Here is a 26,807-nt window from a genome sequence, read left to right as displayed (position 1 = left end):
CGGAGAGAATGGAAACCCTTTTGATTAGATGGATTTCCATTCTTTTTAGTTAATATTAGCATTAAGGTTTAATAGAGTCTAATCAATAAATCTTGCCACTTTCTTGCCGCATTTTCCACATTTACCTTCCAACGCTATCTCTGGAGGTGAATCCTTAACGACAAAGTCTACAATTTGTACAACATCACTACAATGACTACACCAAACATTATGTTCAAGTTCCTTGCGAGTAGCTGCTGGAATGGCAAGCCACTTTTTATTAGCACCAAATGAGAAAACCTCTTTTTTATGATCCATTTTAGGTTTAACTCCCCTCCATTTCTCTATCTCAAATAATTTCAACTAGCATTTCTTCATTCTATCATTAAATTCCTATATTCATATGACAAACTTTTATTGTGTTGGAATTTAATGTTAAAATAAACAATAATAGTATTTTGGGGGTGTAATAGAATGCCGATGGAGCAGGAAACAATGGGGCTGTTAATAGGTGGTTTGTCCAGCATAATAGGTTTTACGTTTATAGTTGTTCTACTATTGTTATTTTCGAAAAAACGAAAACCATTTCGGTTGGCCTATACTTTTATTATTGGGTTTTTACTATTTTTCAGTTTGGCCGCTAGCCAAGCCATCAAAGCCATCACTTTCGATGTAAGTCATCCAATGGCATCCGAAGAAATATCTTTCCGTCTTGGTATTTCAGGAGTTCTTTGGGCAATCAGTATGTTATTCTTAATCCTAGGTCTAATTAAATTTTCATATACCAAAACATCGAATGTAGAAGCAATACAAAAATAAAACCTGTAACGTTTAAGAGGCATCAGTTTGAACTGATGCCCTTTTTATGTGCCATTTTTAATGCCAATACAACACATTATCTTATAAACGTTATAAGTCACATTAAAAGTTTCCAAGTATACTTACTTACAAGTTTATTACTTTGTCCTCGATGGTATTTACCATGTAGGCAACAAGAGTGAGTATTTCCCTTATTGTATTATGAATCTCTGTCCCTTTACTATTTTATAGGAAACTCCTAGATTTAGGTCAGTTCTTTATTAATGTATTAATCCGATAAGACAAGCGCCGTTTCGATATCATTAATGATTGAGTATTCTATATATCAAAGGGGGTGATTCTATGGAAAACGAACGAAACGAACTTGAAAATGAGGAGAATCTACAAATCAATCAGGTTCAAAGTGCAAATCTTCTCAACGTTATTGGATCAATTGCAACTGAAGAAATTGGTTTAAGAATTTTAATTTTGGCAGAGGCAAACAAAATTCAAGCAGCCATTGGGGTTGAAGGAGTAACAATTGCTGATTTAATAAGAATCAACCGTTCCGTAACAAGAACAATGAAAACCGTTTTACTAAAGAATACAATCTTGGAAAGAAAGCTTCGTGATGTACTTAATACATTACGAGAACAGGATATCGCTACATTCTCAGTCCAACAATTACTCATAGAGTTTGCGAATGTGATTGGAAGTATTTTCAATGAAGAGAATGCATTAGCTGAATTAATACAAGCAGAGGCCGATAAAATTAATACGGCTATCCCTATTGCCACTACAGTTGAAGAATTAGTTGAGCTTGATCAAAGTGTAAGAGCTCTGATGAAAATTATAGTACAGAAGAACTTTATATTACAACGCAAACTTCGTAATGTCATACAGTTTATAGAGTTTCTAATTTCAGAAAATGTAGTTTTACCTATTACCATTCAAAATGTGATCAACAACTTAATATTATTAATTAATGCTATTAGTAATGAAGAAACCAGCTTAGGTGCACTTATTGAGAGTGAAGCTCAAAAAATAGATCGAGCTGGGAATTTTGGACCTACAACAGAACAAAGATTGGAAATAAATAATAGTGTAGGCAGTATTGTTGATACCATCGTACAAAAAAATATGATATTAGAAGCTAAACTAGAAGATGTGCTTTCCTTATTCAGACAGGTTGAATTAAATGAAATTCAAATTGAACAAATTGAAAATAGCCTGAGTAATATTGTCAATTCAATCGCAGTTGAAGAAGAAGGATTAGGAAATCTTATCGCCCTAGTTTCGTTAAGTTTACTCTCAACAATAAGTAATATTTCAAACCTTTCTACGGATGTAATTAATGACCTAATACAAGCAAACGAGAACACTACTAATCTCATTGAATCTATAACGTTGAAGAATATGGTATTAGAAGCAAAGTTGGAAGAAGCCCTTGATTTTATTAACAATTTGTAACCAATTAACATTATCTAAACAAGCAATCAAGAATACGTAGGAACTGTCCAGAATGGCACTTTACCTTACCATTGGCTGGACAGTTTCGTATATCTTAGAAATCGTTGGCAAAAGGCACCCATACTCCGCTGCTATTTCACTACTGCTCCCTTTAGCTTTAGTGAAAAATAGAATTGGAGCTGCAATCTTTTTTTACCAACATAGAGAGTTTATACTTTACTTTAAGTTAAATATTCCTTTACCAGTTTCCATATTTATAGGCAATGATGAATGTTCATGAGTTATGACCCAAGATTCATTCACTATTTTCAAACCATATGTGAACCGATTAGTCATTTGACGAAGTTTCTCACCTGATTCTTCTTGGTGAGCAGCAAATGTTACAGCACAATGAACAAATGCGAGAGTTGAATTTTCTTCAACTTCTACATCATCAAAATCAACTTTAAGTAAAACTCCATCCTCACTCAAGCCATTAAACCACTCTGCCACATTTTCCTTCCATGAAGAAATACCTTTGATCTCCCAGTTCCCCCAGCAATCATAAATTTGCATGTCGGATGCATACATGGATAAGAATTTTTCAACATCTTTTTCGTAAATGGCTGTTTTGTAATTGTTAAGAACATCTTGAACTGTTAAAAATACCTCAGTCATTATGTTCATCTCCTTTACTAATTTTGGATAGCTGGTTTACGTTTCTTTATTCCAGAAACCGCAACTGTATGAAATTGTCTTGAATTTGGACCTTTTACTAACGCTACATCAAAAAAACCTTTGTTCTTCATAATAGGAATGAATTGTTCGTCTATCAGTCTACTTATTTCGTCCCATATTTCACCGTTTTCACCATCACAAAAGGTAAGTATAAAGACACCGCCAGGCTTTAACACCCTAAATATTTCCGATACTGTGGCAGATATTTCATCCCAAAAATAAATAGTATGAATGCTAAATATTTTGTCAAATTGTGCGTCTTCGAAAGGCAAACTCTTTACATTAGCTTGTACCAATTCTGCCTTTTCATTATTCAATGCCTTTTTATTTCTAATCATAGCTGACCGAATCACAGTTGGAGAAAGGTCCAAGCCTACTACTTTACCTACAATATTTTGTTTTAGGATAAGTTTCATTGCGTAACCAGCACCACATCCAAGTTCTAAAACACTTTCACTCTGTTGGATATTTAATAATTCAATAGTCCATAATGTTTCAGGTTTATGCTGCCGTACCATCTTTTCACCGATATAGGTTCCAATTAGTCCTTTAGGTTTTCTGTATTGGTTATCAATAAACCCCTTAACTCTATCAATTAACTCCATAACTCACCCAACTTTATTTTATTAAAAAAAGTTCCTATTTAATTAATTCCCTTACAGTATTATATAATCCTTCTTCATATCCTCCTATTTCGTTAGCTAATAAATCTACTTGTTATTCAGCTAAAGAAAAAAAGAACTCCTTTGAGTTCTTTTTCAAATCTAGTAAACCAAACATTTTCTGAATGTAGGATATAGGAGAAAATATTATTCGCCTTCTAAAATTAGTTTACTGATATTCTATCTTATTTCTTTTAGCATTAGGTTCGAAAAATTTTGGCAATGGTGCATGACGGTATCTGCTACTACATCGGAAGCATATTCCAAAAAGTGAATCATAAACTCTTTGTTATTTGGATGAAGGAAAGTGCCTATAAAATCAATTAACAGGTCGTTAACTAGTCTGGTGTGACAATATACCATTTCAGAATGAGCTGCTTGTTCTTCCATAGTGGAACCTTTGTATACCACGTCCTTAAAACGAGGCATATTTTCAGCTAAGAAATTAGACTCGTTCACTTGCCTAGGAACGTCCAACATGATCTTATGAAAAGTTTCTTGGGGAAAAAGCTTTTCTTCATTAATACAGTGCTTTAAAAAAGCTTTTGCACGATTCGTATTTTCATACAAAAAGGTCACGTTTCTAAGCAACGTCTCTAAATAAGCTTCTTGCGAATCCCCAGCTTGTTTAATCTCTTTTAATGCTTGGATCATTTTTTGTGATAGCTCATCCTTTTTCCAATGCGGCTGGTTAATGACAGCGCTTATAACTCCTGCGGTTTGTTTGGATAATATCTCTTTAGACAATTTTTTTTCTCTCCTATTTGGCCGTATTTACCTCTATAGAATATCATAAAACCTATCGCCTGAAACCAAGTTATTTCAATTTTCATAGAACTAAAAAAAACAATACAAAAACGCTAGAATTATCCAAGACATTGGATCATCCTAGCGTTTTATATCTGGCACAAAAATCGATATTTACTTGTTTTTTTGAATCGCTTTCCAGAACTCTTTCGCAACGACTTGATAACCTTCTATGTCTAAGTGGATGTCAGCCGGATTTGGAAGGTATTCCTTCTCATGCTTTTCAATCACTTTAGCCGTTGGTACGAAGATATCACCGTTCATACTAGCTACACTTTGAATTGTTTGATTAAAAGCATCTAATAACGGCATAAGTGCAGCTTGTTGTTGTTCTGGCGAATGAGGGAATGGATTATAGTAGCCCATTACATATACTTTAGTATCGGGATTGATTATATCAATTTCACTTAAGATGGAAAAAAGGTTTTTACCGATCCCTTCTAATACTGGTTGTGCCTTTGATGGATTCTTTTGTATATCGCCTAAATTGGCTAGTAAATCATTCGCTCCAATATCGATGGTAATGAGCTCCGCATTAGAAATAGATTCTCGAAAGCTAGTATACTTCGGATTAGAGGGATTGAATAACTCATTCATGATATGTGTCGTCCTATAACCTGATATCCCGTAATTATCGAGTTCAACATTGTATTGAGATTGCTCAAAACGGCTGGCTAGCAAGTCAACATAACCATCCTGATCCACTCCATATGGTGTTCGTCCCGCAGCGAGTGAATCACCTAGTGCGACATAATCAAACTGTTCCTTTTTGATATTCTTTGCTGATGCGGTAAATGGGATTGAAACGAAGAGTGAACTAATAATCAATGCACTTATTAACCTTTTTCCAATTTTCATAACTCTCTCTCCCTTAACATAAATTATCACACGATAATACGTTCTCTATTAAGAATTAGTTTTCCTTCCTAAGGAAAAAATAATTATCCTATGGATGCAATATGGTTCGGGTACAGAGAGTGATTATTATTTTTTGTGACAGTTAAATCTACCAATCACCTTTTGAACGTAATAAAGTCAACATTAATAGGTTCAATGTCTGCTATTCTTAGGAGTAGATTAATTTGTCCCCGATGGTACTGACCGTGAAGAGCAACATGAGTTAAGATTTCCCTTATGGTATTTTGAAACTTTGTACCCTCACTATTTTTATAGGAAAGTTCTCGATCCAGGTTAGAATGAGATAATTTTGAAAGAAATTCAGAGTAGTTCTGATGATTTTTATTTACCATCTCTACACAGGATTCTAAACTAACCTCTGCCCAGATTGGTAAATGTGAACTATCCTTTCCTATTAATCTAGTAAACCAAACGTTTTCCGCATGAAGGATATGTGAGAAGAGAGTATTCGCCTGCTTGTGTTCTTCACTGTTTTGTAAGGTTTCAAGAATCCGTTGATTTGCCCAATGTACATGCTGAAACAACGATTGGATGGTTTCCATGCAGCACCAGCCCCTTATATAAAATATAGTTTTGCTCTACCAAACCAATAGAATTAATTCATATTCTCCCTATTTAAATGATAGATTAGCTGGACAACGCCTGAGGAGAAGGTTCTCGTATTTACCAATTTCAACTGTACTCTCTCTTGTACATCCATAAACAACGGTTTCCCTTCCCCCAACACTACGGGGTGAACAGATAGTCTAAATTCATCCACAAGCCCTAATTTTATAAAAGTAGTAATAAGACTGGCTCCGCCATATAACCAAATGTCTTTACCAGGCTGATTCTTTAAAGTATTGACCTCTTCGAGTATCTGTTCATTTATAAATATGGCGGGATCGTCACTCCCCTTTTGTGTTCGCGAAAACACATATTTTTGCTTGCTATGTACCAACTCCCATAATTCTTTCTCCGTTTCCGTCACTTCTGTTTCTGGAGTGTATTTTCCCCATAGCTCATAACTCTTTCTCCCATATAAAATGGTATCAATTTGATGCAAGAAATCATTAAAATTCATGTCAGGGTCCATTATGCACCAATCCACTTCGCCGTTTTTCCCTTCAATAAAACCATCTAACGTAACAGCTAAATCTAGTATTATTTTTCTTTGCTTCCCCACATTAGACATTATTTTTTGCCTCCAATCTTAATTAACAATTAATTCTCACCATTAAACCTACATAATATCTCATTTACTGTATCGATGATTTCTTTCTTAAGAAGGTTTCAAAAGGTCCTCTCATGGATCTTTTCTGCATAAAATTAGCAAGTAATACGGTGGAAACCCAAACAAGCACCGCGATCAGGTCACTCTCCAATTGGCCAATTTGACCGCCTAGTCCCCCAGCATAAGGAGATAAAATAGTAACAAATAGAACCGACTGAAAGAGATAAAAACTCAATGAACGCTGTCCAAGAGCTGCAATTGCTTTTGTAATGCTTCCACTTTGTCCTTCCAATTTAATGACCAACAACCCAATCAGCGCGGTCCATCCAATTCCACCTGCGTAACCGGTAATGGTATGAAGTGATTTTGCTGTTACCTCCCATACATGATTGTAATCTGTCCAAAATAATGACGACATTAACGCCATCGGGATCCCGCCAGCTGTTGAAATGAAAAGTCCAATTATCGCAGCCATGAGGAGTAATCTCTTGTGACTTCTAGGGTGATCGATTACCTGAAAACGTGCCATTAATATACCAATTAACACGCCGGGTATCACCTGATAACTTAGTACAGGTGTGTAAAACATCCACTCAAACATCCGATTCCTACCTGCCTCAATGGGATCTGCAATACTAGCCGAATTCGTCACTTCCATATTTAATACATCAAAGCCTCTAGGCATGTCTGGTGCAAATACTCCTACCAAAATGAGAAAAAACAAAGCTAACAGGATCATATTTCGATTGGATAACCGTAGAAATAAACCTGCAAACAGGTGTGCAATAAATCCATACACCCCAATAATATCCGCTAGAAATAGGGTAGCATGGAAAAATCCAATTACCAACATCCAGAATCCCCTGCGTCTGAATATTTTTTTAGTATCCTTCCAGTTGGTTCCTTTTCTTTCTTGGCCTTTCAATACTTGATGGAGTCCATATCCAAAAAGGATAGCAAATAATGGGAAGGCACGTCCGTCAATTAGCACCTGCCTCATAAATACCGTTAATTGGTCAGTAATAGTAATTTCTCGTTCCTTTGAAAAAATGAATTGATTGGCATGTGCCAAAGCAATAAACAACAACATAAATCCTCGTGCTAAGTCTGGTGTTAATTTTCTTTTCGGAACAGATGAGTTCATCGTTTTCATAAATTTTCCTTATCAAATTCATATTTTGGATTTTACTGAGGACATTTTTTTATGATTGAACCAAGAATACAGATAGCAACCGACTTAAAATTACTGCTAAATAACTGATTTCTCCAATCCCTTTAAATATGAATCGTTATGGAGACAAATTCATTCGTTTTTATCAAAACCAAGATGAACAGAATCCGCAATCCTTTCATAGCCAATTTCCCTATAAATCTTATTCGATGTCGGATTCATCATATCTGTGTATAGAACACAAAAGTCGAAGTCTTTGAGTAGTTCTCTTGAAACCGCCGTAACAAGTGTCCGAGCATATCCCTTTTTACGCTCTTCCTTTGGTGTAAAAACAAAACTAACGGTTACACCGTTCTTTGTCGGACGTGACTTCTTCATCATAGATACTATCTTTCCTTTATCCTCCCAAAGAAAAACCTCCCGTTCCTTTAGAAACATGGCAACACGTTTTTTCACGTGTTCGATTGGCGAAATCGGCAATCCAGTATCACTTTCAAATAAGTTGAACCACTTCTCGATAAGTGAAGAATCACTTTCTTCTGCATTGCGCCAAGTACCTGGACTATGTTCAAGCGTTTCATTTACCTTATTTAATCGATACAATCCCTGATCCATAAGTAGTTGATGCGTTCTACCAGTTTTTATTTCCCATTTCTTCGCGACTTTAAATGCCCACGGTTTCAAACTTATGATTGAATTAAAGTTAATTTCAAGTTCGACCATTTTATTTATAAACACATCCATTATTTCTTCTATACGGATTTCATCGACAAAAATTAGATTTAACGGATGTGGGGGTGTCATTTGGAATAGAGCTAATACACTTCCATCCTTCTCAATTGTCGCCATAAATGGATTCTCATAATTACCCGCTTTAATTCCTTGAAGCACACCCCAAAAAAGACTAAAAACATCTTCTTTTTCCGATAAAATCGGTTCTATCTTTCTTTCAAATTTATGAGCATTATCATAAACTTTAAATTTCATTTCCATTATTATCCCTCCCTAAAAATCGGATAAATTACTATTTCTATAAGTAATTTTATTTTACCTTTATTCTAAACAATTTGGACTAATTGCAGAACAAAAGATTAATCTGGACTCTTTCATTAACCTTCCCAGTTATCTTAATAAAAAAAGGCTCGCCGCAGCGATCACCCCTTTGAACTCTTGCACCCCATAAGTTTAAGTAAAATACTTCATAATCTTTCCTTTTTGAAAAAGCTTTGTTAAATAGTATTGTTGTTTTTCGAGAAGAAATATGGGAACCTCTGATATAGCGTTCCCTTTCATATCCCGTTAAAGAAATAAGGTAATTTATTTATTAATATCTTACCAGTGCACTTGTTTCCCTGTGTTCTTTCCCTCCTTCATCCAAAAGTGTCTTAATGTTCGTTAAATATAGCCATAAAAAAACACCCGGTAAATGTTAGAATGATGTCAAACATTTACCGGGAATACTCTAACTAAAAACAGCTGGGATCACCCTATGGTTAATATTTATTTCGATAATGATCTTTAGTCATAGTAAAATATAAGCTTACAAAATGAGCATGGGAGCAATTCCCACAGCTCGTTCTTTTATTAAAGATCCCATGACAGTTGTTCGATTGCTTTTTTCTTTGTTTGCGCAATTAAGTCTTTGCCACGTTTCCCTTTATTATATCGTTGTAATAGTGTGGTGAGTCGTATGCCTGTTTCCTTTGACCAACCTGATAAGGATTTCGTAACCCCATCGATTTCAACCTGAATGATTTTTCGGTTATTGGCAAAAAGATCTTCTCCCCTAACACCAGATTTGTAACGTTTACTAATAATGGTATTAGATAATCCCTTTTCTTTAGACCATTCATTGATGGTTTTTGTTTGGTTTCCAACCGTAATATATACCTTTTGAACTCCAACAGGTAATAATAAGTCTTGTTCTTCCCAACCCGACTCTATTCTATATCTCAAGGCCTTGGGACCAATACCTGATATCCGAGACCACTCCGCAATGGTTTTGGTTTCTCCGTTAATGGTTATACGACGGCTGTATCTTGTGTTGTTACCTTGATCCTTACCGGATAATTCCTCTGAGCTATCAAGAAATCTTTTCATTTCCGTTTTTTCTCCATTATGTATGTCTTAACTGAAATATAGTAAATGGCTCTACTTTTCTTCTACTATATCAAATTGTTGCATAGCCGCATACTAAAACCATTCCTTATGCATTCCTTTAAGAAATTGTTCATTGATGGGAAAACTAGAACTCTCTCCAAGTATAGAATCAATTCCGCAGTATGGACATAATTCTGTATTTTCATCATCTCACCAATCGGTAATTTGAGAGGGGGTAAAGGTTTTCAAACAATAAAAGCAACCACATATTTTATCCTTTACTAATTGCTTTCGATGATGACTACTAAAACGGTGTGCAGTTTCAAATTGTTTTTCCACTATTTTCACCTTCTTTTAATTGCTCAAGTTCTGCTTTTTTATGTATTCTTGACTAAGTACAAAGAATCCTTCTATAACTTAAACTGTATCGTCGCATAAATAAAAAAGCTGCCACAATGACAGTCCACGTTACTTTAAATAAAGGAAATCACAATAGATTCGCTAATATTGAGTAATGATAAATTACAACCATCAACATCATTATTAAAGAGGCGGATAATCCATGTATCATGATCTCCACAACCCTTGCCAGGTTTAAAAAAACTTCTTTAAATAAATCCATTAATGCAATTCCTTTCGAAACCAAAAAATAAACTTTTTAATAAACCATAGTAAAAAACAGTCAACCAATACAGCTATAATCCAGTTCCATTTCTTAAATTCAATTAATGACGTGAAATGTTCCACCAATGTAGAATAGGTTGCAATTGCTGATGAAAAAATCAAGTAATGTAATACTCTTCTAAATATCCCGTTATTTAAGGGATATAAGAGTATAAAAAACACGCCAAAAGAAGGTATCACTAAATAGTGAAGAGAAAAACTCATTTTAGTTGTATGATGAAATTCTCTAAATGGAAACTCAACCAACCCAAAATGAACTTGAATAAATTCAAATATCCAAGCCAATGTTTGAGTAAATAAAAAAGAAATATGTGCTTCTCTCATTCGTTCTTTTGGAATAAATTTAAGTAAGCAAAGTATGGCAATGATCCACGATACGATGATAACAATAATCTCTTTGCTCATAATGAGACCACTCTTAATCTTTTTTTAAACCATTCATAGTATTTATGATTTAAATATAACGAAACCATTAAAGTAAAAAGCGTCCAATACCATTTCCACTCATCATATTCCACGAGCATCGTTGTCTTCTCTAAAATTATTTCCATTATTGTAAACATGCCTGCAAATAGAAAGAAATATAAGAACTGACCGATTTTTGATACAACTTTGGAATAATATAAGCTAAAAACAACAGATGTCATAGGGAACAAAAAAAATTCATAAGTAAAACTTGCCTTGTTATAATCATTTGCTCTGGCAAGCAACTGTACTGGATATTTAATCCAACCCATTTCAACTGCAAGCAAACCAGCTGGCCATGTAATCATTCCCATAGATAGGAAAAGTACCCAAGCTTCTCTTGCCTTTTTCTTTGGGACCATAATCCATATCATAATTATACTAAAGCAAATAATGGCTATTAAAATCCATCTATCTAGGTTCATAAAATATCACCATTTAAAGAGACTTAATGATAATATATCCCGATTGATGTCTATTAATTCAATCATCCTATCTTCCTCTAAGTCAACTGCCCAAGTCTTAAGTCTTAATTAAACGAATATCGAAATTCTTTCTTTTATTTTTACAGGGAAATATAAAAAGATGGCATGAAAGTCCAGTTCCATACCATCTTTTTCAATAACAATTTCATTACGGTCTAGGTAAGACCGTATAAGTATTTGATTGTCCAACGGTTACCACATTGAAGTATGTTGATTTATTGTTCGGGAATTTAACTGCGTATGAGATCCCGCCGCCTACGTCTTTTACCCCTCTGACCGTAACAGTACTCGGAACAGGTATACTGATGGCAGCTGCATTTTCTGACAAAATCAATTTTTCTTTGACGGGTACGCCATCAACCAAAACAGCGACTTCATCAAAATCCTCTAGGTTAAAGTCCCAAATTAACATCCTAGCTTCTCCGCCATCAGAGCCAGCATTTGTGACCTCAAAATCTCTTGCCTCAATATTTGCATTGTTTTCTTCTGTAAACAAGTTTTCACCTGCTTCAGTTGCAGTACTGATTCGATTCGCAACTACTTCCTCTGCTGTACCTTCATCACTGTAACTAGTTGTAAAAAAGCCGCTGAGAATAGCAATTCCGACAATCGTTAACGCGCTCCAGCCTAATGACCTTCGAATCTTCGATTGATGCGGGACAATTTCTGGTGCTGCCTGATCTTGACTATACTCACTGCTTAGCTGGTCAAATTCCGTACTTGGTTGATTTGATTGCTTTTTCACTTTTTTCATAACGATCCCCTTACACCTTGTGAACTTTATAACTGATTGGATATTTACTATACCAATACGATAAATAGCTTCGCACGATAATTAAACTAACAATGGATAAGAAAATAGCCACGCCTTTACTGTAAAGGAATTTATCCGCCCATAGATTCGCAAAGAATATACCCAATTCAATACCTGTCAATGTGATAAAAAACATCTGTAATAATGGAATCATGACCGGGAATTTTCGATATAACCACCCAAGCCTTGGGTATTTATAGGACAAGAATAAAAGGATTCCTACTATACATAGCACAGATAAAGTTAGACCTGCTCTAGGCGTTTCGAGTTCATAGATCTCCAGCAGAACTGGAAACTCCATAATGGGTCCTAGTAAAATCATGATTAAGAGAAACGGATAGAAAAGGTAATAGGCTATAGCACCTATGATTGCAAATAGTTTACCCAATTTGTTCACCTACTTCCGGAATATCCTGCGGAAGAATTGTTACCAATTGTTCTACATCAGGATTGTCTATTTGGCTGACACGCAGAGCATGGTTACGGATGGCTAACTCACACATGTTTCTTGCCATTCTCCCATTACCCGCATTTTCAACTTGTTTATTTTTATAAAAGGTTTTAAGTAAAGCTGCTTCAGTATCCGGAGAAACTTCAAAGCCTTTTCCTTTAAAGATAAGACGACTAATTTGTAACAGTTCATTCGGCGTATAATCTGGAAAATCGATAATTGTAGGAAAACGTGATCGCAAGCCCGCATTCGAGTCCAAAAACCTTTCCATATCCTCATCATATCCAGCTAGAATCACGATGATATTTTCTCGGTGATCATCCATAAATTTAACGATCGTATCAATGGCCTCTTGGCCAAAATCATTGCCGCTTCCCAATAACGCATACGCCTCATCAATAAATAAAACTCCACCCAATGCTTGCTCCAGTACCCGTCTCGTTTTGAGAGCCGTTTGGCCCACATAACCAGCAACGAGACCAGATCGATCGGTTTCAACGAGTTTATCCTGTTTAATAACCCCAAGCTCCTTCAAGCGTTTGGCTAAAATTCGCGCTATCATGGTTTTACCGGTACCAGGATTCCCTTTAAACACCATATGAAGAGATTGTGAGCCAGCCTTTGGCAGCCCTAATTCTTCTCTCTTTTTTGCAATTTCGATTTGAGCGGACAATGACCGAACGAATTCCTTGATTTTCTCCAAGCCAATCACTTGCTCTAATTCTTTCAAGGCTGTTTCTTTTTTCTCCACAGCTGCCAGCTGGAAATCTTCAAGTGTTAACCGATTCAGCTCCTCTACCGCTAAATCAGGCTGCTCTACGATTCGAATCGATTGATTTCGAATCGCTTTTTCTACTGTATTGCGAACAAGCCGTCCATTTCCGCTATCATTTTTACCAGGGATTTGCCTTTTCTCATAAAATTTCATTAGCGCCGTTGTTACATCCTCTGATACAACAAAGCCCTTGGACTTAGCGATGATATTGGTCATTTGAGATAATTGTTCAGCACTATAATCTGGAAACGTGATATTTAATGGAAACCGTGAGGATAGCCCAGGGTTAGACTCCAGAAACCTTTGCATTTCATTGGTATAGCCTGCAAGAATGACGACTAGGTTTTCACGATGATTTTCGATTAAGCGAACCAACGTATCGATGGCCTCTTTCCCAAATCCTCCCCCTGCAGTTCCTTCCTCCACAAGAGAATAAGCTTCATCAATGAATAAGACGCCTCCCAATGCACTTTCCACTACTTCCGTTGTTTTTACGGCTGTTTGTCCTACATACTCTGCCACAAGGTGAGAGCGATCCACCTCTACAAGATGCCCTCGTTTAATGACACCCATGGATTTCAGCATGGAGGCAAACAAGCGTGCAACCGTGGTTTTACCTGTTCCGGGATTTCCGGAGAAGATAATATTCAGGGTTTGATCATTCTGGGTTTGGATTCCCGCTTCCTTCCGACGTTTATTGGCTAGTATTTGCTTCTCTAAGGAACGAATAAAATGTTTCACGTTGTCTAGGCCAATAATATTTTTAAGCGCATTTTCTAAGTCAAACTCTTCTTTAACTCCGATTCCAAAATCAATACTGATCAATGTATTTAACGCCGGTTGATTTTCCTTCGTGCTATTTTCAGTAATCCGGACAGATTGCTTGCGAATTGCTTCTTCCATTAAATTACGAACAAGCCTTCCATTGCCGCTGTCATTTCTCCCAGGAATCTGTTTTTTGGCGAATAATTCGATTAATCCTTCATGTGCAGATGAATCAATCACATAATCACGCTGTTTGGCTTGGATGAGGAGAATATCCATCATTTCTTTAGGTGTATAGTCAGGGAACTCCACAATGAACGGAAATCTCGAACGAAGACCTGGATTCGATTTTAGAAAGGTTTCCATTTCATTGGTGTATCCAGCAAGAATGACAACCAATTGATCGCGGTGGTCCTCCATTCCTTTAACCAATGTATCAATTGCCTCAAGTCCAAAGCTGTCATGTTTATTCCGCGCAAGGGTGTAGGCCTCATCAACAAAGAGCACCCCGCCAAGGGCACTTTGAATCTTTGCTTCTGTTTTAGGTGCGGTGGAACCAACATATTCCCCAACAAGGTCCTGCCTAGCCACCTCTACAAGCTGCCCTTGTGACATGAGGCCCATCGCTTTTAAAATTCTTGAAATCAATCGTGCAACAGATGTTTTCCCTGTTCCAGGGTTCCCTGTATAAACCATATGTAAGGTCATAGGGGTTATTTTCCCACCAAGAGCTTCACGCTGTTTCTGTAATCTCACCGTTTGCAGAAGCTCGTGAACAAAGGTTTTAACCGAATCCAATCCAACCAAACTATCTAGTTCAGCTAGGATGTCATCTAATGTTTCTTCTTTAATAATCGAAATGGTTTTAAGTAAAATTCTCTCCTTACCTGTATCGGCAATAAAGCGGTCATTTTCCATTTTCACAGAGATTACTTGGCTGCTGCTAATTCGTCCTCTTGCCCGAGCATCTAAAAGGACAGATAAAAAGTGATTTTCTACCAGCTCAGAAATGGCCTCTCCATATCTTTTCGAAGCTAGAATTCTTTGAGCCAGGTCAGTAAATACATTGGCATCAAATTGCACCGAAACCTGAGCCTGCGTTTGTAATTTTGCTGCTGCTTGTTGAAGCTGCATATGTAAAATGCTGCGAAGAGAATCGATTTTCAATGGTTCTGTATACGCAAAGGATTGAATCTCCCGCAACAATCCAGGTTGGACACGATTAGCAATAGACAAAGGAATTTGCTGGCCCGTATCCTTTTCCTTTACTTCGCCATCCATATAGAGAAGTAAGAAATAATCGGAAGCACTGACAACAATCCCTTCCGGCGTCCGGAAATACCCATCTCTAAACAGCTTGGTTACATAATGAAGAACATCGGCATGTGCTTTTTCAAAACCCGTGAAACATACACTCCCGATTCCATAACTAAATAATGCAGAACAGTCCACAATAAAGTTGGTATGAATATCTCTTTCCCCATATTGGCTTAAGTCAATGGTAGAATAACTTTTATAGGGAATAAGCTTCTTTTTATAAAGTTCGTTGATTAAAATATTTAAGCTAAGGCTTTTCCCCGTTCCGGCAGGTCCGCTCAGTAAAATGGTATTTTGAACACTCCCTTTATTTCTCGCCAAGAACGCCTTTTTATAACAAACCAGTAAATCATCTATGTATCTTGCTTGTCCGAGGACATGGGTATTGAGGATAATTTTGATTTCTTCAAAGAGCTTGTCAAGTTCTTCATTGGATGTGTTTAGAGTGAGATTTTTAATCCCAAGTCTAGCATCCCGAGCTGCTTCCTTCATTGCTCCACCGCTTTGAGGAATACTTGAATGATTGGTGCCTGGAATGGCTGAACTAGTTGGAATACTTCCTCCCCCTGCACTCATTTGTGTCACCATTACATTTCTTCGTTTCTTCCCGCGAAACCCCTCTTTTTGAATAAAATCAATTAGCTGAACCTCTGGAACCACAATCCTCAACCATTTTTGAAAACTCATCTATTTCCACCCTTACTACTTTTGATTTCCTATTATTATGACTTATTTTCCCCAGTTTCTTTATTTCGACCCTGAATGCATTGTCCCTATAAAGTGGTCATCTAGAATATTTAGTAGAGATTTTGTTTTTTAGTTCTGAGACAAAGTTTGGTATGTAACCTGTTCATTGACGAAACATGACATTTCCTACCTATTATTAACCAATAATACCCAAATAAAAGCACATGTTTTTTAAACTGTTAAAATGGCTTAGAGTTATGTCAACTCTAAGCCATTTTTGTACCATTTATTTCACCAAAATACAGGTTATTAATCAAAGTATGTATCGTATCATTAAACCTTTACAAATTCACCGCGAACAACTCGGCTCATATCTACAACGTTAATCATCTCATTATATAATTCTTCAATTCGCCTATCACAGTCAACCTTTTCCATTACCATATCATGATGATGTTTACTATTAAATGTAGAAACTGAGCACATCAAAGTTTCATTTTCATGAAAATCTACCGATGACTTCATCCCTTTACAACCATAGATAGCATCAAAAAAAGTGCCTTGGAAAATCTCATCTTCAACAGCACCATATTCCTTGTAAATAAGGGATGCCTTTTTGTTAATCTCTATAAACCTATCTTTTTTATCTTTCAGGACAGGATATAAATATAAGACATTGTACATAAAAATCTCCCTCTCTACATTTTTTAAATAAATAACAAAGAGATCTTTATTTCTGTTCTAGTTTATTCACCTTTCTCTTTACATCTCCCATCTCTTTGAACAATAGCTCAACATCAGAGTTAACTTCCAAAGCTAATGCTTTCATATCTTTTCGAAAATACGTGAAGTTTTCAGTCATAAATGTAGTTGTATGTTTAATTAATTCTTTTATTTCATTTTGTCCAGATGACAATATATCCTGACCCTTTTCTAAATTTTCAGTGCGACATATTAATACTTCTTGACCTTTTTCTAAATTATCAGTGCGGCCAATTAACTCGGTCACACCCTTTTCTAAACTTTCAGTTCGGTCAATTATTTTATCTTGTCCTTTTTGTAAATTTTCAGTGCTTACCATTAAAACTGTCACGCCTTTTTCTACGTTATATGTACGACCCATTAATTCGGTAACACCTTTTTCCAACTTTTCTGAACGTCCCATTAGTTCCAGCTGGCCGTTTTCTATTTTATCAGCACGAGATAGTAATTCGTATTGACCTTTATTTAAATTTCCTAGTTCTGTAATAATAATATTTAATTTTTCTTCCATGAATGAACCCCTCTTTTTTATTATATAGGTCGATCCAACATAATTGTTTTTATTTTAGTAATCATTATACTGATCATCATCCCAATCTTCCGACCATGTATTATGCTTACTTCTAAAATTTTTATCATTAATATTATTCAGAAGCTCTTGCCGCTCACTTTCATTTAACCATTCGATTTCCAACTTCATTCTTTCCGAAACTGAAAGTTTTCCAGACATATACGCTGTCGTTTTTATTATTAATTCTTTTAATTCATTTTGCCCCAAAAGTGAAGGATCTTTTAATTTTTCTATACTATCAATCTTAAGCTTTAACTGTTGCTGGCCTATTATTAACTCTTGATGAATCTTATTTAAATTTTTCGTACTAGATGTCATTAATTTTTTATGACCTTTTTCTAAATTTTCTATACGACTTGTTAGTTCTTTTTGCCCTATCAATAAATCTTTTTGCTCCTTATTTAATTGTTTTAGTTCTGAAAGAATACTATTTAGTGTTTCCTCCATGAAAAATGCCTCCATTTATCGATTATCAAACGTTAATAAATAGCAAATTTGTAATATACTGCAACTAATCTAAAAAGTGAAAAAATAAAGAATGTGATAAAAAAAGCAGAGGGGAAAAATCTTGAGATTAAATATAGTAGAAGAAAGAAGATATTTACGATTAATTTGTGGAATTTATTCATTATTCAATAACAAAATAAACCTGCTTTACCCAGTTAATATTGAAAACACACGTCTACTCTAATACAATTTTATCTCCCCTTTTAAAAGATGTTAGGTGTTACTTAGAAGATTTCCAGCCAATTTAAATCTATCATTATTACATTCAGAAAGGTAGAGAAAAAATGACAATATACTGAATTTTAATTAAAGTTGATCACTTTTAATGGGAATAAAGTAAACACCCCGATTAATTATTAACGGGTTTACTTGTGAGGTGCAAAACGTCATATCACAGACCTAATCACACAGTAAATAACATAGATTTCACAACACAAATCACAATATACGTCACAGTCAAAAAGGCTTATGAGTTATTTTCAACTCTAAGCCTTTTTGTAAATCTTATTTCACTAAAGCACCACGTAGCTTAATTACTTTCTTCCCAAAATCTTCGTCCTATGAAACAACCTCAGATTTCAATGTGTTTCGTTGTACTTGAATATATTCACCAGTTGACTTATTCATTACTTGAGACACTTCCTTGGTATGCATTACCTCAAACCAATCATTTTGTACATCCACCAGTAACTTTAGTTCCACATTGCGTTCTCCATATTTTAATCCGCTAAAAGATAATTTCATTATCGTTATCAGCCCTTTCTGATGAATAATATGGTTCAATTATATAGTAAGAATGATGATTAATTCTTAGAAGTAAACCCGTTCATTTATTATCGGAGTGTTCGTTTCAACCCTTTTAGAGTTGATTATTCTGAGACTCTTTTAACTAAAAACGCTGATTTTTCCGATACTGAAAATCCATTTTTTTGATAAAAATGATAAGCTGGGACATCCTTTTCAGTCGCTAATGTTATATGCTGAACATCTTCAACTCTTAATCTTTCTTTTATTAATGTAAGAAAAGTACTACCTGCCCCTTGGCTTTGCTTTTTTCTAGAAATAAAGAATTCCTTAATAAAATATTCCCGGCCTTCCCACCAGTTAAAAATATATCCTAATGAACAGCCAATTAGCTCTTCTTTTTCATCAAATAAAGCGAGTGACAGCGAGTTATTATTCTCTGTTAAATCTTTCATATATAAGTCTAATTGGTTGCTATTCCACTTATCAAACCAAGGGTCATTTGAAAATACATCTAAAAATAGCTTCTTCATATCCTCGTGATTGCTAGGTTGTAAAATACTTACCTTCATTTAATTTATCCTCCTATGTATTTAAACTAGAATGTCTACTTTCCTTTAATTACTTTACAATAGCTCACTTTTTATGGGATTGCCATATCTCTATAACAATGCTCATTAAATGGTTGAATGAATCTCTGTCTTGTAAAAATTAATGACAGGCAGTTTGCTGCCTCTAGCAGATGAACGGTAGAAACAGATATGCCCTACTACGCCAAAGCAATAGCAGGGCACTTCCATTCATTTAAACGTTAATCCGTATACCCCATCAACAAACGTGCATATGGCGAATCTGATGGCAGAACGATAACACTCTTGTCATTAATCGTCTTTTTATAAGATTCTAAAGTACGGTACATGGAATAAAAGGTTGGATCTTTTGAGAATGCCTCATTATAGATTCTAGCTGCTTCCGCTTCCCCTTCAGCACGGATAACTTCTGCTTCCGCTTTTGCTTTTGCCAGCAACTCCTGCACTTCGCGATCCGTATCGGCTTCAATTCTATTCTTTTCAGCATCACCCATAGACAAATATTCCTGTGCTTTCGATTCTCGTTCCGAAATCATTCTCGTGAATACGGACTGTTCATTCTCCTTAGGTAGATCGGTCCGTTTCATCCTCACGTCAGTAACCACAATACCATAATTATCTTTTCCAAGGAGGTCATTCACCTTTTCAGTAATCCGATCATTTAAAGAACCACGTGAAGATTTCTCATCATTTATGATTTCATCATAGTTTAATTGACCAAGCTCTGAACGAACAACAGAGTAAATAAATTCCTCCATACGGGATTCTGCTTTTTCAACGGTTCTTGCATTGGTAATCATCTTTTTCGGATCTTCAATTCTCCATATAGCATAGTTGTCAATGAGCATCCTTTTTTTGTCCTTGGTGTTAATTTCAGCTTCATTCACATCATATGTCATTTGGTATTTCGGCAGCGTTGAGACACTTTGAATGAACGGAACTTTATAAGTTAAACCAGGGGTTTTCACTATCCGTACCACTTCTCCAAACTGACGAATTACTTTATATTCGCCTTCTTTAACAACGATGAGATTTGCAATAAATACAGCTAAAAGGATGATGACGATAACGAAAATGCTGCCTATTTTTGTGTAGTTTTTCAAATTGAATTTGGGAGCACGGCCTTCGATATTGACTACATTATCATTACTCATTTTTTTCACTTCCTTCCTCATTTGCCTTAGGCTGTTGATTCTCCAAAGGTCTGATTGGGAAATATTTTAACGTATCTCCATTATCGTTCATGATATAGATTTCAGCGTTAGGGAGAACCTGTTCAAGTGTTTCTAAAATGAGTCGTTCACGTGTAATTTCAGGATTCGTAGCATATTCAGCATAGAGCTTATTGAATACGGAAACATCCCCTCTTGCCGTTTCTATCCTTGCTGCTTTATCACCTTGGGCTTTTGACTTGAGTGCAGCCACTTCACCTTTAGCTTCGTTGGTCCGTTTGTTTCGATATTTCCCTGCCTCATTAATCTTTGTGTTCATCGTTTCACGTGCATCTGTTACATTTGTAAATGCCTTTCTGACCTCTTCATTCGGCAACTCTACATCCTGCAGCTTGACAGCTAGGATCGAAATCCCAATATCGTATTTTTCTACCAATGTGGATAACAAATCCCGTACCTCTGCTTCAATTTCAGCCTTTCCAGAGGTAAGAGCATCATCAATTTTCGAACTGCCGATAATACTTCTTAAGGATGCAGATGTAGAATCAAACAAGATTTCTTCTGGATCCTCGGAATTAAACAAATATTTAGAAGGATCGGTTATTTTCCATTGGACGACTAAATCCGCTAACACGATATTTTCATCACCCGTAATCATTTTCGTTTCATTTGGAAACTCTTTTACTTGCCCATCTTTTTCTTCATAACCAAATTGCAGACTAAATGTTTCCTTCGATAGCGTTTCAACGGATTGAATCGGCCATGGAAGCTTAAAGTGTAACCCCGGTTCCGTTACCCCCTCTTCAACCTTACCAAAAGTAATAATAACGGCTTGCTCACTTTCATCGACGGTATACCAAGTGGTGAAACCAACAATTACGACGATTGCTGCTAAAAAAATAAGTCCAACAGTTGTATATATCTTTTTTAGATTTACCATTTTGTCTCCCCTCTCTCTGTGTGCCTATAGTTTTATTACGGCTAGATTACAAAAAAGTTTCAATATTTAATAAATAGCAAAAATTCACATGCTATATTCCTATTTAATTATTTTTATAGTTAGCAAAAAGACCCCTATGAAAATATAGAGGTCTGTATGTCTATGGATAAATTTATAATTCTTTTATCAATTAGGGATGACGAAATTTTTCTATTAAAGGATATAAAAGTACCATCCATATATTAAAAATAATATGGAAAATTACTTATAACACAGAAGATGACCGATTATATTCAATCCCTTGAATCCTTTGCTGATGTGTATATACATTGAATCCGTTTCCTCGGATGAAACCGACGGCCGTAATACCAAGTTCCTCTGCCAAATCTAAGGCTAGATTGGTTGGTGCAGATTTTGAGAGAATAATTCCGACACCAATCTTTGAAGCCTTTAATAAAACCTCTGAAGAAATCCGGCCACTAAAGGCAATGATTTTATCCTTTAATGGAATTCGATTGATAATACAAAAACCAAATAGTTTATCTAGGGCATTATGCCGGCCGATATCTGTTCTAGAAACAACGATTCCATCTCTTGTACATAACGCAGCATTGTGCACACCGCCAGTTTGTTGGAAATGTGAGGAGTTTTCCTGCATTTTATTTATCAACTCGCGACATTGTTCTGGTGTAACGGTCAATTTTGTCATCACCGTCTTTGCGGTCTTCATGTCATTATGAAAGTAAAATTGCCGTCCTTTTCCGCAGCAAGATCCAATAAATCTCTTTGAGTGGAACTCCTTTTGAATACAGTGTTTATTCACAAGTTCAACATAGGCGAATCCCTTTTCTTCATCGATGTAGAGGGATTCAATGTCTCGATAAAAGCGAATAACACCCTCTGATGCAAGGAAACCGACCACTAATTCGGTCAAATCAGATGGAGTACAAACCATGGTAGCAAACTCATTACCATCTAGAATAATGGTTAAAGCCGATTCAACTGCAATGTCATCCTCTTCCTCGAAAAAGCTCTGTCCATTATATCTGACAATGTTTTGCGAAGTTGTAATTTCCTTAAACAATAGCGTCCCCCCCTCTCCATATTTTTCCTATTAGCTAACTTCGGTTTCAAGATCTTCAACGGGCTTTTCAACATATTGAGTATCTTTACGAGCGTTATAGCGCTCAGCCTTTTCAACATTTACAGTAATATTGTAATCAGGTATTCCTGCAAACTTCTCGTACCTGCCCCGTGGGAGCAAAAAGTTACCTTCAGGAAAGTGTACTTCTAAATTCCCAGGCGCAATATCAACGAACTTTGCCTTACCCTGAAAAACACCAAATCCGTTGTATACAACGATTCCTTCTCCCTCTGCAATGCTTAATTTTTGTCCATCTACGGGGCTCATTAATACGTCATAGCGTCCTGCGCCGTTTAATGGATCCACTTCTTTATAAACCATCGAATTAAATTGTTTGCCCCGACGCGATGTAATGACAAACTGCTCTGGCTTTTTATTTAAATCTGGAATTTCAACTGGAATTAAGTTTGCCCTGCCATCTGGTGTTGGACAAATTCCATCTTCACATAACCATGCACCGCCCCACTGGAATACATCGCCTTGCTTTTTCAAGTGTTGAATTCCATCGTAATCAGGGTTTGCTTTCGCAATCTCATCACGAATGGCAAATCCATCGGCAAAATCAACCAAGTGAGCAGTCTTTGGTTTTACACGCTTTGCAAGGTCAATATATATTTTCCATTCAGTACGCGCTTCTTCGATTTTGTTTTTGTTCCCTGGTATTTCAGGAGAGTAGTAGACCATCCTTTCTGTGGAGGTGCTGGTCCCGCCATCTTCCTGTTCATACCGTGTTTTAGCTGGAAGTATGATTACCGCTTCTTTGGCATCGACTAATGTTGAGGTATTTAGAATAATATCTTGGTGTACCCGAACATCAAGCTCTGATAAGGCATACTCAATGAAATCTGGGTCTGGCATCGTTTCTAAGAAGTTACCGCCAGATAGATAATATAACTTCACTTTCCGTTCATGGTCTTCTGGAAGGACAATGTTTTCCAAGGTTACACCAACGATATCTCCCTGCCATTTAGGAAGTTCAAATCCCCATAGTTTTGCTATCCTTTCCACATTCTTGGCATCCCAGCCACCGCCAGGCAGCACGAATGGATCTGCTCCCATTTCGCCGCTCCCTTGTACACTGGAATGTCCGCGGAAGGGCATAAGCCCAGCGTGTTTACGCCCTAAGTGGCCGCGAAGCAATGCCAAATTTGCCACTTGTGAGATGTTATCTGTTGCAAAAGAGTGCATCGTTAGTCCAAGTGCCCATGAATACACAGCGTTTTTACTAGTGGCTAGGAGCTCTGCTAATTGAATGATTCGATTTTTTGAAACACCAGATGATTCAATAATTTCTTCCCAGCTTTGCTCCTCGACCTTTCTCTTTAAATCCTCATAACCATACACATGGTCTTGAACAAACTCATGGTTAATCGCTGATCCATAGGCTCTTCCTTCCAAATCAAACCAATGCTTCATAATCCCATGCATAAAGGCAATATCTCCGCCGATATTAACCTGATAGAAATCATCGGCAATTTTCGTTCCGAATAAGGCAGATTCAGGATTGGAGGGAATCCAATATTTATCCATGGCCGGCTCACGGTAAGGGTTTACAACGATAATTTTCGTCCCCTTCTTCTTTGCTTCTAGCATGTATTTCGATGATACAGGTGAAGAATTTGAAGCAACACTCCCCCAAAACAACAAGACATCTGTTCCAATCCAATCCAAATAATTTGAGGTAGAAGCTCCTACACCAATTGAACGTTTTAAAGCTGTCTTACTAGGAGCATGGCAAATACGGGAAGCATTATCAATATGATTGGTCCCAAGAAAACGTGCTACCTTACCGGCAACGTAATAGCTTTCATTGGTAATTCCACGTGCCGTTAAATAAAACGAATATTGCTTTGGGTTCAACTTCTTCATTTTATCCGCTATGAGATTCATCGCTTCATCCCAACTAATCCTAGTAAAAGTCCGTTCTCCTTTTCTGCGAATCATCGGATAGGGAATACGCCCAAGCTTACGAAGCTCAGAGCTATCATATTTTCTTAGCTCATCAATATCAGCATGAAGTATCTCACGCTTAATGGCAGGCATTGTATTTAGCCTAAGTACATTCATACGAGTGGTACAAATATGAGGTCCCTCTAATGTCTGATCATATAAACCAGACACTCCAAGTGCACAGCCGTCACATACACCTTTTGTAATAATATTCGTGGCATAGCCTAAATTATCGCGATTATCCCAAGCGATTTTCATAGTATCTCGAATATGTTTTGGCTTTATCTTTCCTAGTCCGAAAGGGATTGGACTTACCCAATGTTCAGGTGCAGGCAATTTTGCCTTTTTTTGTCGACCTGGATGAAGTGTTTTTCCCACTTATAATTCCCCCTCTAGTTTTTCGAGTTTTATAATACAATAAAAAAACCACCAAGGAGCCCCTTAAGTAAGGGTATTCTCCGTGGTGGTTAGTCTTTAACAGGTTCGCTGTCAAGTACCAACAGTATACAATTGAGTAAGTTTATGGTTACAAATTTTTATGTTTTTGTTCAATATCCCGATCAAAGACGAAAATGGACATTCCTCTGTCAGCTTCAATATCAATATCAACAAATACCTCAAGGAAGCCTGCTCCAAGCAGCTCCTCCATTTCAATAGGAGGGTTTTTCTTATAAATCTCTTTGACCATTTCTGTCCGAGCAGCACGGAGCATTTGCTTTCCATCATCAGTAGTTGCAATAAATTTCTCAATGGGTGATAAATTTCCTTCTAATTCACAAATCGCCCAGCAATTACAAAAGGTCGTTCTCACCTGGCTTGGTCCTTTTCCCATATGACGTTTTCGGTATGCACGAACGATATTACTAAATTCTGCTTCATATTTATTCACTGTATCATTCATCCCATTCCACTTACTAATTACTTCTATTTAAACTAAACCACTTTAACCGATTAACAGGATCGCTGTCTCGTATTAAAAAGCCAGTCTCTATAAATTTAGTATTTTTGCAATTTTCCCACAATTTATTTTATATAATATCACGGAAGAGAATTCAATACAATAGATAATTTTTTCAAGGAACACGATTAATAGTAATTGAGGTTCTTACTGTACTCTCTTTATTAGGTTTGGCCTGCCCGATTCCAGCACCTAATAATACACCGATTACGATTAAACTAAACCCAGCCCAGTGAGACAGATAAATACTTTCATGTAATACAAAATAGGCAGAAATCACGGAGAAGAATGGAGAAAGATTTAGGAAAATGGCAGAATTCCCAGCACCAACCTGTTGGATGGCTGAATTCACTATTAAGTAGCCTAATCCTGTGGCAACAAAACCAGAGAAAACCAATAAGCCCCAAGCCAAACTGCTTCCACCCTGTATTTGTGAGATTCCATTAGGTTCACTGAAAAATCCAATAATCATTGTCATGATTGACCCTATTAATAGAGTCATTCCAGTCATATAAGTAGTATTCAGCGTTTCTGAAGCCTTTTTGATCAACACAAAGCTAATCGTCTGAACAATTACGGCGATGCACAGGTACAAGTCACCCATTGAAATTGAAAAACCTTCATTGCCTCCTGCCATAATAATAGTAGTGACCCCAATAAAACCTAATAGAAAGCCAAATCCTCTTGGGATGGTTAATTTATCCTTGAGAAAAATCGCTGCTGCAATAGCGGTTGCTATAGGTGATGCTCCTAGAATAATTCCAGCATTTGTTGCAGTTGAATAATTCAATCCAACAGACATAAAGTACTGAAAACCAAATATACCAAAAGTAGAAATACCAATAACGTAATACCATTCTTTCCTGGTTAATGTACGATACAATTTTTTATAGAAAATGAATGGTGCTAGTGCAAGAAACGCAATAAAAATGCGTAATGCTGTGATCGTAACCGGTGGAAATTCAGTGACGACAATTTTGACAGCAATAACATTAAAACCCCAAATGGCCATCATGGATATTAACAATAAGTAAAGATAGTTCTTCTTCATTCAATGAATCCCCATTCACGTAAGATCTCTCCATTCACAAGCTCTTCCATAAAAAGACCACTGCATTTAACTCACGAAAACACGAGATAACAGTGGTCTTTGCTAAGATTAATGGGTTAGATCCTAATAATTGTTAAGTA

The 26,807-nt window shown here is 36.4% G+C and carries 28 protein-coding genes and 1 pseudogene; 2 read left to right on the top strand and 27 right to left on the bottom strand.

Annotated features, from left to right (window positions below):
• Nucleotides 1–78 precede the first annotated feature (78 nt).
• A complete protein-coding gene (locus H0184_RS18430) occupies nucleotides 79–297 on the bottom strand; it encodes a hypothetical protein (RefSeq protein ID WP_221827498.1) in 219 nt (72 codons plus the stop codon).
• A gap of 156 nt (nucleotides 298–453) precedes the next feature.
• Here H0184_RS18430 and H0184_RS18425 point away from each other — a divergent pair, with 156 nt between their 5' ends.
• Entirely contained in the window at nucleotides 454–798 is a 345-nt protein-coding gene (locus H0184_RS18425) for a hypothetical protein (protein WP_221827497.1), read from the top strand.
• Between the two features lie 342 nt (nucleotides 799–1,140).
• Complete coding sequence (locus H0184_RS18420) at nucleotides 1,141–2,247, top strand: hypothetical protein (protein WP_221827496.1); 1,107 nt, start codon at nucleotides 1,141–1,143, stop codon at nucleotides 2,245–2,247.
• A 216-nt stretch (nucleotides 2,248–2,463) separates the two neighbouring features.
• On the opposite strand, the gene H0184_RS18415 is transcribed toward H0184_RS18420, so the two are convergent.
• From H0184_RS18415 to H0184_RS18295, 26 genes and pseudogenes are all read right to left on the bottom strand, one after another.
• Nucleotides 2,464–2,904 (bottom strand): YybH family protein, encoded by a 441-nt coding sequence (locus tag H0184_RS18415; RefSeq protein ID WP_221827495.1) that lies wholly within the window; start codon nucleotides 2,902–2,904, stop codon nucleotides 2,464–2,466.
• Between the two features lie 17 nt (nucleotides 2,905–2,921).
• Entirely contained in the window at nucleotides 2,922–3,569 is a 648-nt protein-coding gene (locus H0184_RS18410) for a class I SAM-dependent methyltransferase (protein ID WP_221827494.1), read from the bottom strand.
• A 237-nt stretch (nucleotides 3,570–3,806) separates the two neighbouring features.
• On the bottom strand, nucleotides 3,807–4,373 hold the full coding sequence (locus H0184_RS18405) for a hypothetical protein (RefSeq protein ID WP_221827493.1): 567 nt from the start codon (nucleotides 4,371–4,373) through the stop codon (nucleotides 3,807–3,809).
• Nucleotides 4,374–4,547: 174 nt separating this feature from the next.
• Nucleotides 4,548–5,291, bottom strand: coding sequence for a GDSL-type esterase/lipase family protein (locus H0184_RS18400; protein ID WP_221827492.1), 744 nt, complete (start codon nucleotides 5,289–5,291; stop codon nucleotides 4,548–4,550).
• Between the two features lie 155 nt (nucleotides 5,292–5,446).
• Nucleotides 5,447–5,893: a DinB family protein gene (locus tag H0184_RS18395; RefSeq protein WP_221827491.1), complete on the bottom strand. Its 447-nt coding sequence runs from the start codon at nucleotides 5,891–5,893 to the stop codon at nucleotides 5,447–5,449.
• 53 nt (nucleotides 5,894–5,946) lie between these two features.
• The gene (locus tag H0184_RS18390) at nucleotides 5,947–6,525 is read right to left on the bottom strand and encodes a dihydrofolate reductase family protein (RefSeq protein ID WP_221827490.1); all 579 of its coding nucleotides are present in this window, start codon (nucleotides 6,523–6,525) and stop codon (nucleotides 5,947–5,949) included.
• Between the two features lie 64 nt (nucleotides 6,526–6,589).
• Nucleotides 6,590–7,717, bottom strand: coding sequence for a DUF418 domain-containing protein (locus tag H0184_RS18385; protein WP_221827489.1), 1,128 nt, complete (start codon nucleotides 7,715–7,717; stop codon nucleotides 6,590–6,592).
• A gap of 150 nt (nucleotides 7,718–7,867) precedes the next feature.
• Entirely contained in the window at nucleotides 7,868–8,728 is an 861-nt protein-coding gene (locus H0184_RS18380) for a GNAT family N-acetyltransferase (protein WP_260631662.1), read from the bottom strand.
• Nucleotides 8,729–9,319: 591 nt separating this feature from the next.
• The gene (locus H0184_RS18375; RefSeq protein ID WP_221827488.1) at nucleotides 9,320–9,835 is read right to left on the bottom strand and encodes a hypothetical protein; all 516 of its coding nucleotides are present in this window, start codon (nucleotides 9,833–9,835) and stop codon (nucleotides 9,320–9,322) included.
• A 93-nt stretch (nucleotides 9,836–9,928) separates the two neighbouring features.
• Nucleotides 9,929–10,174 (bottom strand): annotated as a pseudogene (locus H0184_RS27755) (cytoplasmic protein).
• Between the two features lie 282 nt (nucleotides 10,175–10,456).
• Entirely contained in the window at nucleotides 10,457–10,924 is a 468-nt protein-coding gene (locus H0184_RS18370; RefSeq protein WP_221827487.1) for a CBO0543 family protein, read from the bottom strand.
• On the bottom strand, nucleotides 10,921–11,409 hold the full coding sequence (locus H0184_RS18365; RefSeq protein WP_221827486.1) for a CBO0543 family protein: 489 nt from the start codon (nucleotides 11,407–11,409) through the stop codon (nucleotides 10,921–10,923). The genes H0184_RS18370 and H0184_RS18365 overlap by 4 nt, the downstream gene beginning before the upstream one ends.
• 208 nt (nucleotides 11,410–11,617) lie before the next feature.
• Nucleotides 11,618–12,223: a hypothetical protein gene (locus H0184_RS18360; protein ID WP_221827485.1), complete on the bottom strand. Its 606-nt coding sequence runs from the start codon at nucleotides 12,221–12,223 to the stop codon at nucleotides 11,618–11,620.
• Between the two features lie 10 nt (nucleotides 12,224–12,233).
• Nucleotides 12,234–12,671 carry a hypothetical protein gene (locus H0184_RS18355; RefSeq protein WP_221827484.1) on the bottom strand — a complete coding sequence of 146 codons (438 nt, stop codon included), beginning with the start codon at nucleotides 12,669–12,671 and terminating at the stop codon, nucleotides 12,234–12,236.
• Complete coding sequence (locus H0184_RS18350) at nucleotides 12,664–16,278, bottom strand: AAA family ATPase (RefSeq protein WP_221827483.1); 3,615 nt, start codon at nucleotides 16,276–16,278, stop codon at nucleotides 12,664–12,666. Before H0184_RS18350 ends, H0184_RS18355 begins: the two co-directional genes overlap by 8 nt.
• A 333-nt stretch (nucleotides 16,279–16,611) precedes the next feature.
• Nucleotides 16,612–16,962 carry a DUF1428 family protein gene (locus H0184_RS18345; protein WP_221827482.1) on the bottom strand — a complete coding sequence of 117 codons (351 nt, stop codon included), beginning with the start codon at nucleotides 16,960–16,962 and terminating at the stop codon, nucleotides 16,612–16,614.
• Between the two features lie 46 nt (nucleotides 16,963–17,008).
• A complete protein-coding gene (locus H0184_RS18340) occupies nucleotides 17,009–17,551 on the bottom strand; it encodes a hypothetical protein (protein WP_221827481.1) in 543 nt (180 codons plus the stop codon).
• 54 nt (nucleotides 17,552–17,605) lie between these two features.
• Entirely contained in the window at nucleotides 17,606–18,058 is a 453-nt protein-coding gene (locus H0184_RS18335; RefSeq protein ID WP_221827480.1) for a hypothetical protein, read from the bottom strand.
• A gap of 618 nt (nucleotides 18,059–18,676) precedes the next feature.
• Nucleotides 18,677–18,865: a hypothetical protein gene (locus tag H0184_RS18330; protein WP_221827697.1), complete on the bottom strand. Its 189-nt coding sequence runs from the start codon at nucleotides 18,863–18,865 to the stop codon at nucleotides 18,677–18,679.
• A gap of 122 nt (nucleotides 18,866–18,987) precedes the next feature.
• A complete protein-coding gene (locus H0184_RS18325) occupies nucleotides 18,988–19,434 on the bottom strand; it encodes a GNAT family N-acetyltransferase (protein ID WP_221827479.1) in 447 nt (148 codons plus the stop codon).
• 239 nt (nucleotides 19,435–19,673) lie between these two features.
• Nucleotides 19,674–20,606 carry a protease modulator HflC gene (hflC, locus tag H0184_RS18320; protein WP_221827478.1) on the bottom strand — a complete coding sequence of 311 codons (933 nt, stop codon included), beginning with the start codon at nucleotides 20,604–20,606 and terminating at the stop codon, nucleotides 19,674–19,676.
• Nucleotides 20,599–21,564 (bottom strand): FtsH protease activity modulator HflK, encoded by a 966-nt coding sequence (gene hflK / locus H0184_RS18315; protein WP_221827477.1) that lies wholly within the window; start codon nucleotides 21,562–21,564, stop codon nucleotides 20,599–20,601. The genes hflC and hflK overlap by 8 nt, the downstream gene beginning before the upstream one ends.
• A 265-nt stretch (nucleotides 21,565–21,829) precedes the next feature.
• Nucleotides 21,830–22,648 carry a formate dehydrogenase accessory sulfurtransferase FdhD gene (gene fdhD / locus H0184_RS18310; protein WP_221827476.1) on the bottom strand — a complete coding sequence of 273 codons (819 nt, stop codon included), beginning with the start codon at nucleotides 22,646–22,648 and terminating at the stop codon, nucleotides 21,830–21,832.
• A gap of 30 nt (nucleotides 22,649–22,678) precedes the next feature.
• Nucleotides 22,679–25,036 (bottom strand): FdhF/YdeP family oxidoreductase, encoded by a 2,358-nt coding sequence (locus H0184_RS18305; protein WP_221827475.1) that lies wholly within the window; start codon nucleotides 25,034–25,036, stop codon nucleotides 22,679–22,681.
• Nucleotides 25,037–25,184: 148 nt separating this feature from the next.
• Complete coding sequence (locus H0184_RS18300; protein ID WP_221827696.1) at nucleotides 25,185–25,547, bottom strand: Na-translocating system protein MpsC family protein; 363 nt, start codon at nucleotides 25,545–25,547, stop codon at nucleotides 25,185–25,187.
• Between the two features lie 184 nt (nucleotides 25,548–25,731).
• A complete protein-coding gene (locus H0184_RS18295) occupies nucleotides 25,732–26,667 on the bottom strand; it encodes a DMT family transporter (RefSeq protein WP_221827474.1) in 936 nt (311 codons plus the stop codon).
• Between the last annotated feature and the right edge of the window lie 140 nt (nucleotides 26,668–26,807).

The organism is Neobacillus niacini (assembly GCF_019749295.1).
Taxonomy (GTDB): domain Bacteria; phylum Bacillota; class Bacilli; order Bacillales; family Cytobacillaceae; genus Neobacillus; species Neobacillus niacini_D.
The sequence above is the reverse complement of the archived record's forward strand: the minus strand, read 5'-3'. Positions and strand labels throughout refer to the sequence as shown.

Coding starts and splice junctions, on each gene's coding strand:
- H0184_RS18430 (WP_221827498.1), bottom strand. CDS start 297: ATGGATCATAAAAAAGAGGTTTTCTCATTTGGTGCTAATAAAAAGTGG.
- H0184_RS18425 (WP_221827497.1), top strand. CDS start 454: ATGCCGATGGAGCAGGAAACAATGGGGCTGTTAATAGGTGGTTTGTCC.
- H0184_RS18420 (WP_221827496.1), top strand. CDS start 1,141: ATGGAAAACGAACGAAACGAACTTGAAAATGAGGAGAATCTACAAATC.
- H0184_RS18415 (WP_221827495.1), bottom strand. CDS start 2,904: ATGACTGAGGTATTTTTAACAGTTCAAGATGTTCTTAACAATTACAAA.
- H0184_RS18410 (WP_221827494.1), bottom strand. CDS start 3,569: ATGGAGTTAATTGATAGAGTTAAGGGGTTTATTGATAACCAATACAGA.
- H0184_RS18400 (WP_221827492.1), bottom strand. CDS start 5,291: ATGAAAATTGGAAAAAGGTTAATAAGTGCATTGATTATTAGTTCACTC.
- H0184_RS18395 (WP_221827491.1), bottom strand. CDS start 5,893: ATGGAAACCATCCAATCGTTGTTTCAGCATGTACATTGGGCAAATCAA.
- H0184_RS18390 (WP_221827490.1), bottom strand. CDS start 6,525: ATGTCTAATGTGGGGAAGCAAAGAAAAATAATACTAGATTTAGCTGTT.
- H0184_RS18385 (WP_221827489.1), bottom strand. CDS start 7,717: ATGAAAACGATGAACTCATCTGTTCCGAAAAGAAAATTAACACCAGAC.
- H0184_RS18380 (WP_260631662.1), bottom strand. CDS start 8,728: ATGGAAATGAAATTTAAAGTTTATGATAATGCTCATAAATTTGAAAGA.
- H0184_RS18375 (WP_221827488.1), bottom strand. CDS start 9,835: ATGAAAAGATTTCTTGATAGCTCAGAGGAATTATCCGGTAAGGATCAA.
- H0184_RS18370 (WP_221827487.1), bottom strand. CDS start 10,924: ATGAGCAAAGAGATTATTGTTATCATCGTATCGTGGATCATTGCCATA.
- H0184_RS18365 (WP_221827486.1), bottom strand. CDS start 11,409: ATGAACCTAGATAGATGGATTTTAATAGCCATTATTTGCTTTAGTATA.
- H0184_RS18360 (WP_221827485.1), bottom strand. CDS start 12,223: ATGAAAAAAGTGAAAAAGCAATCAAATCAACCAAGTACGGAATTTGAC.
- H0184_RS18350 (WP_221827483.1), bottom strand. CDS start 16,278: ATGAGTTTTCAAAAATGGTTGAGGATTGTGGTTCCAGAGGTTCAGCTA.
- H0184_RS18345 (WP_221827482.1), bottom strand. CDS start 16,962: ATGTACAATGTCTTATATTTATATCCTGTCCTGAAAGATAAAAAAGAT.
- H0184_RS18340 (WP_221827481.1), bottom strand. CDS start 17,551: ATGGAAGAAAAATTAAATATTATTATTACAGAACTAGGAAATTTAAAT.
- H0184_RS18335 (WP_221827480.1), bottom strand. CDS start 18,058: ATGGAGGAAACACTAAATAGTATTCTTTCAGAACTAAAACAATTAAAT.
- H0184_RS18325 (WP_221827479.1), bottom strand. CDS start 19,434: ATGAAGGTAAGTATTTTACAACCTAGCAATCACGAGGATATGAAGAAG.
- hflC (WP_221827478.1), bottom strand. CDS start 20,606: ATGAGTAATGATAATGTAGTCAATATCGAAGGCCGTGCTCCCAAATTC.
- hflK (WP_221827477.1), bottom strand. CDS start 21,564: ATGGTAAATCTAAAAAAGATATATACAACTGTTGGACTTATTTTTTTA.
- H0184_RS18295 (WP_221827474.1), bottom strand. CDS start 26,667: ATGAAGAAGAACTATCTTTACTTATTGTTAATATCCATGATGGCCATT.